Origin of the sequence: Megasphaera hutchinsoni, assembly GCF_001553405.1 — a bacterium.
Taxonomy (GTDB): domain Bacteria; phylum Bacillota; class Negativicutes; order Veillonellales; family Megasphaeraceae; genus Megasphaera; species Megasphaera hutchinsoni.
The window spans coordinates 305,036-322,335 of the sequence record NZ_KQ960952.1 but is presented as its reverse complement, the minus strand read 5'-3'; the positions used below and the strand labels follow the sequence as shown (position 1 = coordinate 322,335).

15 protein-coding genes are annotated in these 17,300 nt (G+C 37.4%); 14 read left to right on the top strand and 1 reads right to left on the bottom strand.

From position 1 onward, the window contains the following. The first annotated feature begins 11 nt into the window (after window positions 1–11). The 3 genes from HMPREF3182_RS05520 to HMPREF3182_RS05510 all read left to right on the top strand — a co-directional run bounded on the left by HMPREF3182_RS05520 (window position 12) and on the right by HMPREF3182_RS05510 (window position 4,699). Window positions 12–3,617 (top strand): PolC-type DNA polymerase III, encoded by a 3,606-nt coding sequence (locus HMPREF3182_RS05520; protein WP_062486007.1) that lies wholly within the window; start codon window positions 12–14, stop codon window positions 3,615–3,617. Window positions 3,618–3,692: 75 nt separating this feature from the next. After that, window positions 3,693–4,001, top strand: coding sequence for a YerC/YecD family TrpR-related protein (locus HMPREF3182_RS05515; protein ID WP_007392409.1), 309 nt, complete (start codon window positions 3,693–3,695; stop codon window positions 3,999–4,001). A gap of 143 nt (window positions 4,002–4,144) precedes the next feature. Further along, a complete protein-coding gene (locus HMPREF3182_RS05510) occupies window positions 4,145–4,699 on the top strand; it encodes a hypothetical protein (protein ID WP_062486004.1) in 555 nt (184 codons plus the stop codon). A 54-nt stretch (window positions 4,700–4,753) separates the two neighbouring features. On the opposite strand, the gene ppx is transcribed toward HMPREF3182_RS05510, so the two are convergent. Further along, a complete protein-coding gene (ppx, locus tag HMPREF3182_RS05505) occupies window positions 4,754–6,286 on the bottom strand; it encodes an exopolyphosphatase (RefSeq protein ID WP_062486001.1) in 1,533 nt (510 codons plus the stop codon). Window positions 6,287–6,659: 373 nt separating this feature from the next. Here ppx and ppk1 point away from each other — a divergent pair, with 373 nt between their 5' ends. From ppk1 to rseP, 11 genes are all read left to right on the top strand, one after another. Continuing rightward, on the top strand, window positions 6,660–8,741 hold the full coding sequence (gene ppk1 / locus HMPREF3182_RS05500; protein WP_062485998.1) for a polyphosphate kinase 1: 2,082 nt from the start codon (window positions 6,660–6,662) through the stop codon (window positions 8,739–8,741). Between the two features lie 492 nt (window positions 8,742–9,233). Next, the gene (locus HMPREF3182_RS05495; protein WP_062485995.1) at window positions 9,234–10,211 is read left to right on the top strand and encodes a 3D domain-containing protein; all 978 of its coding nucleotides are present in this window, start codon (window positions 9,234–9,236) and stop codon (window positions 10,209–10,211) included. A 165-nt stretch (window positions 10,212–10,376) separates the two neighbouring features. Beyond that, window positions 10,377–11,105 (top strand): 30S ribosomal protein S2, encoded by a 729-nt coding sequence (gene rpsB / locus HMPREF3182_RS05490; RefSeq protein WP_062485992.1) that lies wholly within the window; start codon window positions 10,377–10,379, stop codon window positions 11,103–11,105. A 51-nt stretch (window positions 11,106–11,156) separates the two neighbouring features. Further along, complete coding sequence (gene tsf / locus HMPREF3182_RS05485; RefSeq protein ID WP_007392321.1) at window positions 11,157–11,807, top strand: translation elongation factor Ts; 651 nt, start codon at window positions 11,157–11,159, stop codon at window positions 11,805–11,807. 77 nt (window positions 11,808–11,884) lie between these two features. Further along, window positions 11,885–12,604, top strand: a complete 720-nt coding sequence (gene pyrH / locus HMPREF3182_RS05480) for a UMP kinase (RefSeq protein WP_007392318.1) — start codon at window positions 11,885–11,887, stop codon at window positions 12,602–12,604. A gap of 38 nt (window positions 12,605–12,642) precedes the next feature. Further along, a complete protein-coding gene (gene frr, locus HMPREF3182_RS05475; protein WP_007392328.1) occupies window positions 12,643–13,203 on the top strand; it encodes a ribosome recycling factor in 561 nt (186 codons plus the stop codon). Beyond that, window positions 13,203–13,439: a hypothetical protein gene (locus HMPREF3182_RS05470; protein WP_007392323.1), complete on the top strand. Its 237-nt coding sequence runs from the start codon at window positions 13,203–13,205 to the stop codon at window positions 13,437–13,439. Before frr ends, HMPREF3182_RS05470 begins: the two co-directional genes overlap by 1 nt. Before the next feature lie 4 nt (window positions 13,440–13,443). After that, entirely contained in the window at window positions 13,444–14,211 is a 768-nt protein-coding gene (locus tag HMPREF3182_RS05465; RefSeq protein ID WP_062485989.1) for an isoprenyl transferase, read from the top strand. Between the two features lie 16 nt (window positions 14,212–14,227). After that, complete coding sequence (locus HMPREF3182_RS05460) at window positions 14,228–15,055, top strand: phosphatidate cytidylyltransferase (protein WP_062485986.1); 828 nt, start codon at window positions 14,228–14,230, stop codon at window positions 15,053–15,055. Window positions 15,056–15,070: 15 nt separating this feature from the next. After that, window positions 15,071–16,234, top strand: coding sequence for a 1-deoxy-D-xylulose-5-phosphate reductoisomerase (gene dxr, locus HMPREF3182_RS05455; RefSeq protein ID WP_062485983.1), 1,164 nt, complete (start codon window positions 15,071–15,073; stop codon window positions 16,232–16,234). 1 nt (window position 16,235) lies between these two features. Continuing rightward, window positions 16,236–17,288 (top strand): RIP metalloprotease RseP, encoded by a 1,053-nt coding sequence (gene rseP, locus HMPREF3182_RS05450; RefSeq protein WP_062485980.1) that lies wholly within the window; start codon window positions 16,236–16,238, stop codon window positions 17,286–17,288. Window positions 17,289–17,300: the final 12 nt, after the last annotated feature.

The window sequence follows — 17,300 nt, the reverse complement described above, 5'->3', positions numbered from 1 at the left end:
AGGAGTGTAGTATGAAAGTATGGCGTATTGTTCCTAAAAAAACATTCGTTGTGCCGTGCACCGAGAAGAAATCTATACAAATAAAAGAAATACGTGTCAATCCATCGACAGAAGAATATTGGGTGTATACAACATCTGATACGGCTACTGTCACTACAACAGAAATTCAAGCACGTGTAGCTGAGGTATTAGCTATTCATGGAAAATTGGAAATACACCACACTCAGCCAGAGGGGAATTCCATTGATGATAATCCAGTTGAGGGGATGGAGGAATTACAATCCATTGCTACGTTTGATAATACGCCTAATATAGGGGAATATGATATTCCTCATGAAGACTATTACGATCTGGTGCATAAGGAAAACGAAGATATTTATGATGAAGCTTATTGGAATGCTTGTAAAGTAGTAAAACAATCTTCGAAACAAGTAAAGGCGGATGAACAGCATACTTCGGATGTATTGTTAGGCAAAGCTATTACAGCTGAGCCTACTGCGATTAATGAGGTGTTAGGAGAAGAAGACAATAAAGTTGTGCTAAAGGGAAAAGTGGTTAAAGTCGATTTTCGTGAGTTTAAATCTAAGCGTATTTTACTTACCTTTCAAATGGCGGATAAGACCAATGGGGTAAGTGGTAAACGTTTTTTTGAGATATCAAATCAAACGAATGGAAAGTTTAAACGCCGTAATTCGCTTACGCAAGGTATGTATGATAGTCTTAAGGCACAATTTGTGGTGGGAGCACATGTCTTGGTAAGTGGAAGTATGCAATATGATGAGTATGAAAAGGATTATCTCTTGAATGTAGAAGATATTATGCTGGTTGAAGATGATGCAGTAGAACGAGAAGATAAGCATCCAACACCGCGTGTTGAATTACATTTACATACAGTGATGAGTGATATGGATGCCCTTATTACGGTTAAAGATTTGATTAAAACGGTAAAAAAATGGCGTCATCCTGCTGTTGCCGTGACGGATCATGGAGTTGTGCAGTCTTTTCCACTATTACAAGAAATATCGCAGGATAAATCTAATCAGGTAAAAGTTATTTATGGTATGGAAGGATATTTATTTGATGAGCATATCGATCAATCGTATCACATCATTATTTTAGCTAAAAATCAGATTGGTATCCGTAATTTATATAAAATAGTTAGTATTTCTCATCTTAAATATATTTATCGCGGACGTCCGCGTATTCCACGAAAAGTGCTAAATGAGTATCGTGAAGGGTTAATTTTGGGAACAGCCTGTGAAGCAGGGGAATTGATTCGGTCCATGGTGCAGAAAAAATTGCCATATGCGGAATTAAAGAAGATTGCTTCGTGGTATGATTATTTAGAAATTCAACCTATTTCTAATAATGAATTTTTATTACGTGAGGGATATGTGAAAGATGAGGAAGCACTTCGTCAGATTAATCGCACGATTTTACGCTTAGGGGATGACTTAGGAAAATTGACCGTAGCCACTGGTGATGCACATTTTTTAAATCCTGAAGACAAAATTTATAGAGAAATCTTAATGACTGGAAAAGGATTTAAAGATGCACAGTATCAACCTGATTTGTATTTCCGGACTACCGATGAAATGTTAGAAGAATTTGCGTATTTAGGTGAAGATCGAGCTAAAGAAGTGGTTATCACTAATACGAACAAAATTAACGATATGATTGAAGCTGTACGGCCGATACCAAAGGAAACATTGTATTTTCCAAAAATTCCTGGTTCATCGGATGCATTAAAAAATATGTGTTATACAAAGGCTCATCAAGTTTATGGAAATCCTTTGCCCGAGATTGTTACAGCTCGCTTGGAAGAAGAATTTACGTCTATTTTAGGAAATGGGTTTGGTGTGTTATATTATATTGCGCATAAGTTAGTTAAGCACTCGCATGATGATGGTTATTTGGTTGGTTCGCGTGGATCCGTAGGTTCGTCTTTTGTAGCGACGATGGCGGATATTACGGAAGTAAATCCATTGCCACCGCATTATGTTTGCCCTTATTGTCAATATAGTGAATTCTTTACGCATGGCGAAGTGGGAGGTGGTTTTGATTTACCTGATAAGGTTTGCCCACATTGTGGTACGGTTTTACATAAGGATGGGCATAATATTCCGTTTGCTATTTTCCTTGGGTTTGATGGAGATAAGGTACCTGATATAGATCTTAATTTTTCTGGTGAATATCATCCGAAGGCTCATAAATATACGGAAGAACTTTTTGGTAAGGATAATGTATTTAGGGCAGGCACGATTGGTGCTGTTAAGGATAAAACGGCATATGGATATGTGATGAAATGGGCAGAAGCGAAAAATATTACTGTTAATGAGGCTTACATTAATAGTTTGGTAAGTGGGTGTACAGGTGTTAAAAATACGACGGGGCAACATCCAGGCGGCGTTATGGTCATTCCTCGGGATATGGATGTGCATCATTTTACGCCCGTGCAATATCCAGCTAATAAAAAAGATTGTGGCATTATTACTACTCATTTCGATTATCATTCTATTGAAGGTCGATTGGTAAAGCTTGATATATTAGGACATGATGATCCAACAGTTATTCGGTTGTTAGAAGATTGGACGGGAGTCAATGCACGTGATATTCCTTTTGATGATCCCCAAACGATGAGTTTATTTTCTAGTACTGATGCTTTAGGCTTAACGGCGGAAGAATTAGGTTCACCTGTGGGAAGTTTAGGTATTCCTGAGTTTGGTACATCTTTTGTACGTAAGATGCTTGTTGATACACGTCCTAAAACATTTTCTGAATTAGTGCGCATTTCTGGTTTTTCACATGGAACAGATGTATGGTTAAATAATGCTCAAGATTTGATTACGTCTGGAACGGTACCTTTAAAAGAAGCCGTTTCTACACGTGATGATATTATGAACTATCTCATTCAGCATGGCATTGCACCTAAGACGAGTTTTAAAGTTATGGAAAATGTGCGCAAGGGAAAAGGCATTGATAAAGTTAATAAAGTAGGAGAAAAGACAACGAATTATGAAAATGAATTAAAAGAGGGAAATATCCCGGCATGGTTTATTGATTCCTGCAAGAAAATTGGCTATCTCTTTCCACGTGCTCATGCGGTAGCGTATGTTATGATGGCATTCCGCATCGCCTGGTTTAAGATTAACTATCCTTTAGCTTATTATGCTGCGTATTTTTCCATTCGTGCAAAGGCCTTTAAGTTGTCGGCGATGATTCACGGATTGGAAACACAAAAACATGTGATGAAAACGATTGCCGCCAAAGGAAATGCCGCATCGAAAATAGAGCAAGACTTGTACTCGGCCTTAGAGCTAGCCGTGGAAATGAGCTTGCGTGGGTTCTCTTTTTTGAATGTAGATATTCAGCGTTCGCATGCGAAACATTTTATCATCTGTGAAGGGAAAATTTTACCTCCTTTGACTGCTGTTGAGGGATTAGGTGAAAATGTGGCGGAACAAATCGTGGAAGCACGTAATCACGGTTTATTTACATCTAAAGCCGATTTGCGGGTTCGGGGTAAAGTAGGGCCGACGTTAATCGAATTAATGGCAGAAGAGGGTTGTTTAGGGGGGCTTCCCGATGATGAACAAATGGATTTATTTGCAATGTAAAGATATCGACATGTATGCTGGTGTGCATTATAATAAGCATGAATTTAATTGATAGGAAAGCTTGAGGTGTGATAAATGAGCACTAATAAAAAATTACAAGGTCCTCTTAATGATCAGCTATTTGCAGCTATTTTAAAGCTTAAAACGATGGAAGAGTGCTATGAATTTTTTGAAGATATTTGTACAATTGCAGAAATTAAGGCAATAGCTGCTAGGTTAGAAGTAGCACGTATGCTCAAGCAGGGCGAAATTTATGAAGATATTGTAAAACAAACAGGGGCTAGTACGGCTACAATTAGCCGTATTAAACGGTGTTTAGTATACGGGACGGGTGGTTATGATAAAATTTTAGAACGATTATACCCTTCTCATAAGAAGAAATAAATGCAGTTTGTTGATAGAATAAATAGAGTTACTTCGTTTTGGAGTGAATCAAGTGATAGTATGATAGTACCAGTGCATAAAGAAAAGACTCCTTGATGAGGAGTCTTTTCTTTATGCGGAATATATCTAAAGGAGTGTATAGGATGCGTTCAAGCTTGGATATTACTATTTTTAAAAATGGGGATATAAATATATGTAAAGGATCAATGTATAATATCTTATGGGAAGATTATGTTTTTTATCGTGATTGTGCTAATCATGCTTGGCGGAAGGGAAATAAGCATGATGATTTTTTGGCTAGTCGGTATGAACGAGCGGCGTGGGTTACGTTAGTTTATTTTTTTGATAGTATTATAGAGCAATGGTTGTTAACGTTGATGGCAGAAGAGCCAATTCTGTCGGCATCACGGTGGCAGAAGTGTTTATTTATATTGCAGTCTCAGTATACACAAGAAGATATTAACCAATATGATTTTTCTCGTTTGCAACAGCAGGTAATGCATTGGGAAAAACAAAAAATTATGTTATTAGAACAGGTGTCGTGGGAAACGTTAGAAGAAATGGAAGAGGTGATTGATTCGTTTTTTTCTTTCATTGAACAACAAGGTACGTTATATCGTTTTCCCATAGAAACGAAGGAAACAAAATCGGTTGTAGAAAAAATCAGTTCTTTATTTCATCGCCGTGATCATATATAAAAAAGCTATACGTATGCAGTATAATTGTATACGTATAGCTTTTTTATATGTTGCTTATTTCCAAACAATAACTAGAGAAGTATTAAATTCTTTTTTAAATTGCTTGATATATTGATGAATGGCTGAATCAGAAGCGTCGTGATTAATACCTGGAACAGACGTTAATATTAACACAACGATATTATCTTGTAATGTGACATGACATTCTGTTATTACTTGTTCATACGTAATATCAGCTGCATCGGCAATAGCTAAAAGGGTAGAAAGCTTACGAATCATAACCCAATCTTCGGGCGAAGCCATATTGGCATACCGATAAGCAATCCAAGTCTTGCGACTAATACCATGATGGAAACCAGCGATAAATGCAGCGATCAGTTGTTCGCGATGGGTAAGTCCATATAATGGGGCATGGCCGATCATAAAAGCAGAATGCCTAGCGTGATTATAAAAATTAATCACTTTGCCGATATCATGTAAGCGTGCTGCTGTCATGAGTAATTGTCTCTCCGTTGGGCCATAGTGATGTAACGATTGTAATTGATCAAAGAGTTGCAGGGACAAGGCAGTTACATGTTGATTGTGAACTTGATTAATAACAGAGCCAAGTGTGCCAATAAAATTGGTAATGCTGAAATCAAGTATATTGGGAATTTGGGGTGACGGAAAATGGCAACGTTTGGTGTAGTATTCGTAAAAAATGCCTTCGCGTAAGCCACAACCGCTGATAATCATTTCTTCGCTTTCGGCAAGAGCAAAAACTTCTTTGAGTACAGCGGCTCCAGAAACGATGACATCGACTCGATCATTTGAAAGACCAGGTATTTTTTTCCGCCGACTATGCGGTTTGGAAACAACTTGCGTATATAGGGCAAGGAAGCGGTCGAGGGAAAGATGATAATTATGAATTTTAGAAAAATCGTAATTTGTTGCCTTTTGGTTCATTTTAGCAAAGGTTCGTGCAGTGCCACCAATTCCAATGAGTGGTAGTTTAGTTTTATGTAACCAAGAGATAGAGGACAAGGTTTTGCGAATGTATTTTTCACAATTTTGTAAGGCCTTTTCGGTGATATTGTCTTGGAGTTGAAAGCGCTCCATCAAGGTAACGGCACCAATAGGTAGTGAAACGGATTGACGAGGAGAACCATCGCGAACTAAGGTTAACTCGATACTTGCACCGCCCAAATCAAAAAGAAGAAAATTTCGTTCTTTTATCGTATTGATAACTCCTAAATAACCTAAATAGGCTTCTCTTTCGCCAGAAATGACGTCTAACTTAATTTGTGTTTCTGTGTAAATTTGTTCTAAAAAAGCCTGTCCGTTTGTAGCGTTTCGCACGGCAGCCGTAGCGACCGCTAAACAAGTCGTAATATTCATGACAGACATTAAATGTTTGTACATGGTTAAACACTGTAAGGCTTTTTGCATTCCTTCGTCACGTAATTTTCCTGTTTTGGCAAGTCCTAATCCCAACCGGATGGTTTCTTTCTCTTGATAGACAAAGGAAAAAGAGTTATTATCAGCTATTTCCAATACTAAAAAACGAATAGAATTAGAACCCATATCGATGATGGCCAGTTTTTCCATGAAATACCTCGTTTGACTTATTTTTTGATGTACATAGGTTAATATGTATCTATTATACACAGTATTATGATGATTTTCTATTTTTTATGAAAGAAAATAAGGGGGATTTTACTTTTGATTATGAAACTCTATTTTATAGGAATATTTAGAGATTGGTTTCTATTTAGTTTTTAGGAGATTATTTGTGGAGGATGTAGCAATAACGTATATAATATAAGAATAATAAGTATATTTTTTATTGCAGGAAAGATAATATACATGTTTTTTGTATGGTGTATATAATAGAATACATTACATATATATGGTATAATAACATTAATTAACAGTAGTTTGGGAAGTATAGGCGTTACGTTTCTATGGGGAGAAGATAGGCATGTCTACATATGAATCGCATGAGTATTTTTTAAATCGAGAATGTACTTGGATTACCTTTAATGAAAGGGTGTTACGTGAAGCGGTTGTTCCGTCAAATCCAATTATGGAACAATTAAAGTTCATTGCTATTTCGGCATCAAATTTGGATGAGTTTTTTATGATTCGTGTTGCTGGTGTAAAGCATTTAATTGAAAGTGGTGTAAAGCATATTGATATTTCTGGATTAACCCCACGTCAACAATTTGCCGCAATTCAGGGGATGGCACATGAATTGGTACAAACTCAATATCGATATAGTCGTAGTATTCTTGCTCGTTTACGGGATAAAGGGATCGCATTTATACCTGTATCCGCACTGACGGAGGAACAACAAAAATGGTTAGAATCCTTTTTTGAACGTGAAATATATCCGGTTGTTACGCCGATGGCCGTGGATTCTAGTCATCCTTTTCCGTTTTTGGCTAGTTTGAATTTAAATTTAGCGGTGTTATTGAAAAAACGAGATGGCACTGTGAAAACCGCTATTTTACCAGTGCCATCGCCAATTATTAAGCGAATTGTCAAGGTGCCATCATCTACGGAAATAAGAGAATTTTTGTTCTTAGAAGATATTTTGGCGGCTTTTGCAGAGCGATTTTTTTTGGGTTATGAAATTTTAGAAACAGTTCCTTTTCGGGTTACTAGGGATGCCGATTTTGATATTAATGAAGATGTAGAAGATGTGCTAGTGGAAGTTGAAAAATCTTTGAAAAAACGAAAAAAAGGGGCGGCAGTACGTTTAGAAATTGCGAATACGTCTAGTAGGTTAGTAAAAGAATTTTTGCGGAAAGAATTACAACTTGAAGAACGTGATATTTATACTGTTGCGGGTCCGCTAGATCATACAGTATTTTTCTCTGTTGCGAATACGATGGGAGAAGAAGGAATGCATTATATTCCATATAAACCACAACCTTCTTTTGAATTGGCTGAAGTAGGTGAAAAGGATTTATGGAAAGCAATTTTGGCAAGAGATATTATGGTACATCATCCGTATGAACAGTTTGAAATAATCGAAGAATTTATTCGTCTGGCTTCAGAAGATCCAAAAGTTTTAGCTATTAAGCAAACCTTATATCGTGTGAGTAGTAAGTCGCCCATTATTTCAGCTTTAGCCGCGGCAGCGGAAAATGGCAAGCAAGTTACGGTGCTAATGGAAGTAAAAGCACGGTTTGATGAAGAAAATAATATTTATATGGCACGGAAATTAGAAAAAGCTGGTTGTCATGTTATTTATGGTTTAGTGGGTTTAAAGACCCATTCTAAAATTACGTTAGTGGTGCGGCGTGAAGAGGATGGGATAAAGCGATATGTTCATTTGGCTACGGGAAATTATAATGGGAAAACGGCACGTATTTATACGGACGTAGGTATTTTGACAGCCAATTCGTTAATAGGCGAGGATGCTTCCGCTTTTTTTAATTTTCTTTCGGGATATTCTGATCCACCTAAATGGCATAAATTATCGGTTGCTCCGATTCATTTGCGAGAAGATATTTATAGAGAAATCGAGCAGGAAATAGCCCATGCGAAGGCGGGTAAAAAAGCATTAATTCAAGCGAAAATGAATTCATTGTTAGATAAAGCGGTTATTGCTAAGTTGTATGAAGCGTCTGCAGCGGGGGTTAAAATTCAATTAATTGTACGTGGTATTTGTGTGTTACGGCCCGGTGTACCAGGGGTTAGTGAGAATATAGAGGTTCGTAGTATTATTGGAAGATTTTTAGAGCATAGCCGGTTGTTTTATTTTTATAATGATGGCAAGGAGGATGTATTTTTATCTTCTGCTGATTGGATGCCCCGTAATTTGAATGAACGGGTTGAATTAATGGTTCCTATCGAGTACGAGCCACATAAACAACGGGTGAAAGAAATTTTGTCACTTTATTTACAGGATAATACGAAGTCATATATTATGGATTCTGATGGCGTGTATCATTATGTAGGGATAAAAGGAGAAGCACCTATACAAGCACAGGAACAGCTGCAACGTGAAGCAGAACAGCGGATCAAACATTTACATACGATAAGGGAGCATTAAATGAAATATCCTTTTTACTGAAATTGGTAAAGAGGATATTTTTATATGGATTATTTTTATGAAAAATGATCGGTCATATAAGTAGTTTTTGGGCAGAATGGAAGTTCTTATAATGGCTTGGTCAAAAGAAAAAAAACGCAATGTCCATTACTGAGGGACAGAGAAAAGGGGCATAAAAATGGGAAAAAGAAAAAATATGAAGAGCGTCAATTTTAAAGTGGGTGAAATTAGTTAAAATCATCAAAAAAATAAAAATTAAGGGATTCTAAATAGAAGTTTTTAAATGAATTTTAAAATGAAAGTGGTGATTAACGTTAACCTTTATCAAATTCCCTCAATACGCAGTATTACAAGCTAAAACAACCGTACTATAAAGTTGACAATTAGACGAAAAATGAATGAAAAAGCCAATTAACCCCTTTATTGTAAACCACGTAAAATTGACAGTCGTGTCCGTCTTTGGTAGAATGTGGCTCAGTTAGGAGGGATTTGATGACCAAACGATATCAAGGGCCCATAACTCGTATGTATGTCACTATTGTTGCTCTTATTTTAGTGGTTTCGCTAACTGGTTTTGTGAAAAATGGCAAAACGGTTGTTATCGAATTAGATGGGGCAAAACAGATTGTCTATACGTATGCAATAAAAAAAGATGCATTATTACGAGAACAGAATATTCTATTGGGACCATATGATGAAGCAGAACTTTCTACGCCGAATTTAGAAGATGGAACTACGATTACAGTGAGAAGAGCTGTTCCCGTGACGTTAGTCTGTCGTGACCAAGTAAAACAGGTGATGACAGCGAAAAAAACGGTATGGGAAGTAGCAGAACAATATGGGTATAGTCGCAAGCATTATCGCCCATATGGCAATCCTCAACAAGCGGTTGTTAAAGGTATGACGATTACAGTTGGTTCGTTTAGTGAAAAAGAAATCCAAGAAGACGAAATAGTTCCATTTGCCATAGAAAATATTCCTGATGAAACGCTGCTGAAAGGGCAAGAAAAGCAGATCCAATTAGGACAAAATGGGGTTAAAAAGGTAACTATTAAAACCATTACGATGGAAGGAAATGTAGTTTCGCGTGAGGTGGTTAAAACAAAAGTAGTCACCGAAATGAAACCTTTAATTCGTCGTGTTGGTACAAAACAAGCTATTCACACAGGAGCAGGAAATATATCTGCATATACGAAACGGATTTCGATGAAGGCGACGGCTTATCTACCTACTGATGGTAATGGCAAGGGGCTGACGCGTATGGGAACTCGTGCGAGGCGTGGGGTTGTAGCTGTGGATCCTCGTGTTATTCCGCTAGGTACAAAAGTATATGTACCTGGTTATGGTGTTGCCGTAGCAGAGGATACGGGTGGTGCTATTTTAGGAAATCGCATTGATTTATGTATGGAAACGTATAATGAGTGTCGTACTTTTGGGCGACGTAATGTTTCTGTATATATTTTAAAATAATAGTAGTATGATTCATAAGAACGAGGGATACATCTTGTTTATCTCTCGTTCTTGTGATATAATAGCAAAGGTTTATATTACACACGTTCACAGAGTCTGTACCTGTGCTTAAAATAGTGATGGCAGATGATGAAGGAACGGCGGAAAAAACAGGAGGAATGAATTATGGCAGTAGTATCAATGAAACAATTATTAGAAGCGGGTGTTCATTTTGGACATCAAACACGTCGGTGGAATCCTAAAATGAAACGCTTTATTTTTACAGAACGCAATGGGATTTATATTATTGATTTGCAGAAAACCGTGAAGAAAACGGAAGAAGCGTATAATTTTGCTCGCGACATAGTAGCTAATGGCGGAAAATTGCTTTTTGTAGGAACAAAAAAGCAAGCTCAAGATTCGATTAAAAGTGAAGCTGAACGGTGCAATCAATTTTTCGTTAATGAACGTTGGTTGGGCGGTATGTTGACTAACTTCCAAACGATTGAAAAACGTGTGAAACGCTTGAAAGAATTAGAAAAACAGGAAGCTGATGGTATTTTTGATGTATTACCTAAAAAAGAAGTTATCTTGTTAAAACATGAAATGGAAAAATTACATAGATATCTTGGCGGTATTAAAGAAATGAAGAAGTTGCCGGATGCACTTTTTGTAATCGATCCGAAGAAAGAAGAAATTGCTGTAGCGGAAGCACGTAAATTGCATATTCCTATTATTGCAACCGTAGATACAAATTGTGATCCAGATTTAATTGATTATCCAATTCCCGCAAATGATGATGCTATTCGTGCAGTAAAATTATTAGCTGGTAAAATTGCTGATGCTGTATTAGAAGGTAATCAAGGGGAACAGGTTGAAGCAGGCGAACAAGCTGAAGAAAGTGCAGAAAACTAGATATATCGGAATTATTAGTCGTAAATATGGTATAGTTGGAGGTTGTATAGAATGGCAATTACAGCAGGTTTGGTAAAAGAATTAAGAACGAAAACTGGCGCTGGTATGATGGATTGTAAAAAAGCTTTAAGTGCTACGGATGGAGATTTAGACAAGGCCATTGATTTTTTACGAGAAAAGGGATTGGCTGCTGCTGCTAAGAAAGCAGATCGTATCGCTGCAGAAGGTTTAGTATATTCTTATATTCACGGAAATGGTCGTATTGGTGTATTGGTAGAAGTGAATTGTGAAACAGATTTTGTGGCACAGACAGATGGTTTTAAAGATTTGTGTAAAGATATAGCGATGCAAATTGCTGCAGCAAAACCGGCTTATTTAAAACGTGAAGAAGTACCTCAAGAAGTATTGGATCATGAACGCGAAGTATTATCGAAGCAAGCGTTAAATGAAGGAAAACCACAACATATTGTCGATAAGATGATCGTGGGCCGGATTGAAAAATATTATAAAGAAAATTGTTTACTTGACCAAGAATTTATTAAAGATGCAGATAAGACGATAAGTCAAGTCATTACAGAACAAATTGCTAAAATTGGTGAAAAAATTGATATTCGTCGATATGTTCGATATGAATTGGGCGAAGGCATGGAAAAACGCAATGATGATTTCGTTTCTGAAGTAATGGCACAAGTTAAAAAATAAGTTTATTTAAATAAGAGAACGCTTTATTTGGTGTTCTCTTATTTTCTCATACTATTTGAACAGCACGGGAGGCCTAGATGGAGACGAAACAGTATAAACGCATTATTTTAAAGCTAAGTGGCGAAGCCTTAGCAGGAACAAAAGGATATGGAATCGATACAGAAACTGTTGAAAGAATTGCAAAGCAGATCGCGTTTGTTAATCAAGCAGGTATTCAAGTAGCTATTGTTGTCGGTGGTGGAAATATTTGGCGGGGGTTATCGGGTAGTTCACGTGGAATGGATCGCGTATCGGCTGATTATATGGGGATGCTTGCGACGGTGATGAATGCATTGGCGTTACAAGATGCGTTAGAAAATTTTAATGTTGCTACACGGGTGCAAACGGCAATTAATATGCAACAAGTAGCAGAACCCTATATTCGGCGTAGAGCTATTCGACATATGGAAAAAGGTCGGGTTGTTATTTTTGGCGCGGGCACAGGAAATCCTTATTTTTCTACGGATACAACTGCGGCTTTGCGTGCTGCTGAAATTGAAGCAGATGCTATTTTAATGGCTAAAAATGGCGTTGATGGAGTATATGATAGCGATCCAAAGGTAAATAAGGATGCTAAGATGTTTACTACTTTATCGTATTTAGATGTCATTAATAAAGATCTTAAGGTAATGGATGCTACGGCAACGACACTTTGTATGAATAATCATATTCCTATTGTTGTTTTTAATTTAGATCAGGCTGAAAATATTGTTTTGGCAGCACAGGGAAAAGGGATAGGCACTCTTGTGAGTGAATAACTATAAAGATACGTACATTGAAAAAGGAAGTGATTGTAATGGATGGTAAAGTATTATTGGCAGGATATGAAGAAAAAATGGATAAAACAATTGAAGCATTGAAACGGGATTTTTCATCGGTACGTACTGGTCGTGCAAGTACGAGTTTATTGGATCGAGTTATGGTGGATTATTATGGTGCAGCTACACCTATTAAACAAGTGGCAAATGTGTCGGCACCCGAACCTACGTTATTGACTATTGTGCCGTGGGAACGAAATATTTTAGGTGATATTGAAAGAGCTATTTTAAAATCAGATTTGGGATTAAATCCAAATAATGATGGTACGATGATTCGCCTGGAAATACCAAAACCTACGGAAGAACGGCGGAAAGAATTGACGAAAAAAGTAAGTAAATACGCCGAAGAGTCTAAGGTAGTTATCCGTAACATTAGACGTGATGCAAATGATTCTATTAAAAAGATGGAAAAAGGAAAAGAAGTAACCGAAGACGAAAGTAAAGAAATACAGGATCAAATACAAAAGTTGACTGATAAAAAGATTAAGTTAATTGATGAGCTAAAAAGCAAAAAAGAAAAAGAAGTTATGGAAGTATAATGGAGAAAAAAGTTTTTATTGGCATGCCTTTGGGGTATGCCAAATCTATATTAGAACAAGAAAATATTCCGTATCAAGTAGTGCGTACACGTGCTATTAGTCGTTTTTTTACCTGTGATGAAACAGCGGATTATGTAGTACGAGTAACAGAAGACCAAGGGAAAATATGTCTTTTGGTTAATTATAATTTGATTATGAGTAATTCCGTATTACAAGCTTTAGCAAACGAGGAATAAAAAGATGTTTAAATTTTTGACAGCATTGTTAGGAAATAAAAAAAAAGATGTGGCATCAATAATTGATACAACCAATATACCTACTCATGTTGCCATTATTATGGATGGAAATGGGCGTTGGGCACAGCGGAGAAATCTTCCACGCAGTATGGGACATCGTGCTGGAGCAGATACGTTAAAAAAAATTGTGATAGGTGCACATGAGTTGGGAATTAAAGTCCTTACGGTTTATGCTTTTTCAACGGAGAATTGGAAACGGCCAGAAGCAGAGGTTTCATATATTATGAAGCTTATGGGAGAGTATTTACAAAATCATTTATTGGCACTAGGTGAACATCATGTGCGATTACGTTTTATTGGTGATTTATCACGAATTCCAGATTCGTTACAAGTACAATTGAAAGAGGCTGAAAAAAATACAGTCACGAATGATGGGTTAGTCTTAAATATTGCGATTAATTATGGTGGTCGTGCAGAATTAGTGCAAGCTATTCGGAACATTATTGTGGATGTTCAAGAAAAAGCCGTTTCCCCGGAGGATATTACAGAGAAAATGGTTTCTCATGCTTTGTATACGGATCCTTATAATGAAGTGGATTTAGTCATTAGACCTGGAAATGATAAGCGTCTTAGTAATTTTTTGTTATGGCAAGTAGCGTATGCTGAATTTTGGTATACTCCTGTATGTTGGCCAGATTTTACAATAGATACATTGAGAGAAGCAATTATCGCATATCAACAACGAGAACGTCGATTTGGCGGGTTAAAATAGAATAGGAGATTAGTATATGTTAGGTAAACGAATACTTTCCGGTATAATCGGGGGGTTATTGGCGATTGGTGTGATTTATGAAGGCAATTGGCTGTTTTTTATTGCTATCATTTTATTGACAATGTGGGGGTGGCGAGAATATATTCGATTAGTACGCCATATTTCTGTTAATGTACCCATTCTTTTTGGTTATGGGTGGTTACTTTTGTTTTTAGGATCGGTTTGGTTTTCACAAATACAGTGTACGATTCTATTGGGTGCTATATTGGTTTATTGGTCTTTACTTCGTCCCATATTTTTTCATAATAAGATTAAATTCGTCGATTCGGCCTATGCTTTTATGGGCTTAGTGTATGTTGCATTTGGTTTTACGGCGATGCTAGCACTTCGGTGTAGCTCTCTTGGAATTCACTTAGGATTAGATCAGGTTCCTTTTGGGGTAGATTCAACGAGGGTGATTATGTTTCTACTTATTTTTTCTACTTGGGCTAGTGATACGTGTGCTTTTTTTGTGGGAAAATATTGGGGAACGCATAAATTATGTGTTGCCATTAGTCCTGGTAAGACGAAAGAGGGGATTATAGGTGGTTGTATCGGTACGATTGTAGTGGCTATGATTGTTGCAGTAGTAGGGCAGATTCCGGTTATTCATGGCTTTTTAATCGGAATTATCATTGCAGTTATGGCACCATTGGGAGACCTCATTGAATCGGTATTGAAGCGCACTTGTGGAGTGAAGGATTCGGGTACATTAATTCCTGGGCATGGAGGCGTGTTAGATAGGTTTGATAGTTTATTGGTAGCGGCACCGATGGTATTACTTTATGTATATATCGTTACCTAGTAAGAAGGGGTATGAATGAAAAAAATTATTATTCTTGGAAGTACAGGTTCGATTGGAAGCCAGGCAATGGATGTGATAGAGGCCAATCCCACGGCATTTTCAGTAGTAGCAGTAGCAGCGTATTCACATTGGCAAAAATTGGCGAAACAAATTCTTACCCACCATATCATGTTTGCTTGTATGATTGATCCCGCATCTGCACAACGATTACAAGCGGAAGTGGGTGAGCAGTGTACTGTTTTTGTTGGGCGAGATGGGTTATTGCAATTATTAGATGAGGTCGATGCAGATATGGTATTGACTTCATTAGTAGGAGCGGCTGGGATTGAACCAACCTTAAAGGCTATTGACAAGGGTATAGATATTGCATTGGCGAACAAGGAAACATTGGTTGCTGCTGGCGAATTGGTTATGAAACGGGCAGCAGAAAAAAATGTTGCTATTTTACCCGTAGATAGTGAGCATGGAGCTATTTTTCAATGTTTACAGGGAAGAAAAAGTGAAGAAGTTGATGCATTAATTATTACTGCTTCAGGTGGTCCTCATTTTCATACCCCGAAACAATTGTTTGATGATATTACGGTTTCTTCTTGTTTGCGTCATCCTACATGGCATATGGGAAATAAAATTACGATTGATTCGGCTACGATGTTTAATAAAGGGTTAGAAGTTATTGAAGCTCATTGGTTATTTTCTATCCCCTTTGAGCGTATTCAAGTGGTTATTCAGCCTCAGAGCATGATTCATTCGATGGTGCAATTTACAGATATGTCTGTTTTGGCACAATTGGGCATACCCGATATGCGGTTGCCTATACAATATGCTTTTTCTTATCCCAAACGCTTCGCTGTTAAGGGGGCAAAATCGATTAATTGGCAAACTTTAGGCGAATTGTCTTTTTTTACTCCAGATGATGATAAATTTCCTTCTTTGCCTCTAGCCTATGAAGCAGGAAAAATAGGTGGAACGATGCCTTGTGTACTAAATGCTATAAATGAGGAAGCTGTATATGCTTTTTTACAAAAAAGAATATCTTTTTCACAAATTTTTACTATGGTAGCACAAGGGATGAAAGAACATCAGGTTATGCCAATTATGTCCTTAGCGGATATACAAGCTGCGGATGAATGGGGGCGGCATTGGGTAAGGCAAGTTATTGATAATAGAAAGGGTGTGTAGTATGCTCGTTACTATCTTGGCGACCATTTTTGTATTTAGTGTGATCGTGGTCATTCATGAATTAGGGCATTTTATAACGGCTAAGATTACAGGAATGCAAGTGGATGAATTTGCTGTTGGGTTTGGTCCAACGTTGATTAGTCGGCGGTGGGGCAGTACGCTCTATTCATTGCGTATGATTCCCTTGGGCGGCTTTAATCGCATTGCTGGTATGGTAGATGTCAATGGTGGAGAAGATGATACTACGGTAGAAATAGATAAAACCAAGTGGTTTACGTCTAAACCGTTAGCTGCTCGTTTTTTGGTGATGGTAGCTGGTGCGATGATGAATTTTTTATTGGCTATTGTTTTGGTTTGGGGAATTTATTGGGTTGAAGGGACTGTTAGTATATCGACTGAACCTGTTGTTGGTGCGACAATTGCTGATTCGCCAGCTGCGCAGAGTAAGTTGCAAGCTGGTGACAGAATCCTTTCTATCAATGGTAACCCCATTCAGCAATGGGATGATATTACGGTGGCATTAGCTAATCATGATAAAGAAGTGCTGACGGTTGAGATACAGCGTCAGGGAAATAGGATCAGTAAAAGTATTATTCCGCATGTTGATGAAACGACTAAACGTGTAACTATGGGAATTTATCCAGTACAAAAAACGCATACCCACCCGTTTGGCGAAGCAGGAAAATTAGCGGTTATACGTGTAGGGCGATTAAGCTCTGTCATGGTGCAAGGTATTTATCAGATGATAGTGGGTAAAACGGGTGCCGATATAGCTGGACCCATTGGCATCGCACAATTAGCTGGTCAAGTAGCATCTCTTGGTTTTTCTTCATTGTTGATGTTTACGGCATTTTTGAGTACCAATTTGGGAATTATTAATTTGTTACCTATTCCCGTACTTGATGGAGGGCATATTATCCTTTTGTTATTGGAAGCCGTGCGTAGGAAACGATTGCCTGAACGTGCATTGATGTATGTACAAATTACAGGTATGGTTATTTTAGGATCTATATTTCTTTTTTCGTTAGTAAAAGATATATTGCGGTTATTATAGAAAGGACAGAAT

What these genes read in the sequence shown, in the direction of transcription:
- HMPREF3182_RS05520 (WP_062486007.1), top strand. Translation starts at nt 12, where the DNA reads ATGAAAGTATGGCGTATTGTTCCTAAAAAAACATTCGTTGTGCCGTGC.
- HMPREF3182_RS05515 (WP_007392409.1), top strand. Translation starts at nt 3,693, where the DNA reads ATGAGCACTAATAAAAAATTACAAGGTCCTCTTAATGATCAGCTATTT.
- HMPREF3182_RS05510 (WP_062486004.1), top strand. Translation starts at nt 4,145, where the DNA reads ATGCGTTCAAGCTTGGATATTACTATTTTTAAAAATGGGGATATAAAT.
- ppx (WP_062486001.1), bottom strand. Translation starts at nt 6,286, where the DNA reads ATGGAAAAACTGGCCATCATCGATATGGGTTCTAATTCTATTCGTTTT.
- ppk1 (WP_062485998.1), top strand. Translation starts at nt 6,660, where the DNA reads ATGTCTACATATGAATCGCATGAGTATTTTTTAAATCGAGAATGTACT.
- HMPREF3182_RS05495 (WP_062485995.1), top strand. Translation starts at nt 9,234, where the DNA reads ATGACCAAACGATATCAAGGGCCCATAACTCGTATGTATGTCACTATT.
- rpsB (WP_062485992.1), top strand. Translation starts at nt 10,377, where the DNA reads ATGGCAGTAGTATCAATGAAACAATTATTAGAAGCGGGTGTTCATTTT.
- tsf (WP_007392321.1), top strand. Translation starts at nt 11,157, where the DNA reads ATGGCAATTACAGCAGGTTTGGTAAAAGAATTAAGAACGAAAACTGGC.
- pyrH (WP_007392318.1), top strand. Translation starts at nt 11,885, where the DNA reads ATGGAGACGAAACAGTATAAACGCATTATTTTAAAGCTAAGTGGCGAA.
- frr (WP_007392328.1), top strand. Translation starts at nt 12,643, where the DNA reads ATGGATGGTAAAGTATTATTGGCAGGATATGAAGAAAAAATGGATAAA.
- HMPREF3182_RS05470 (WP_007392323.1), top strand. Translation starts at nt 13,203, where the DNA reads ATGGAGAAAAAAGTTTTTATTGGCATGCCTTTGGGGTATGCCAAATCT.
- HMPREF3182_RS05465 (WP_062485989.1), top strand. Translation starts at nt 13,444, where the DNA reads ATGTTTAAATTTTTGACAGCATTGTTAGGAAATAAAAAAAAAGATGTG.
- HMPREF3182_RS05460 (WP_062485986.1), top strand. Translation starts at nt 14,228, where the DNA reads ATGTTAGGTAAACGAATACTTTCCGGTATAATCGGGGGGTTATTGGCG.
- dxr (WP_062485983.1), top strand. Translation starts at nt 15,071, where the DNA reads ATGAAAAAAATTATTATTCTTGGAAGTACAGGTTCGATTGGAAGCCAG.
- rseP (WP_062485980.1), top strand. Translation starts at nt 16,236, where the DNA reads ATGCTCGTTACTATCTTGGCGACCATTTTTGTATTTAGTGTGATCGTG.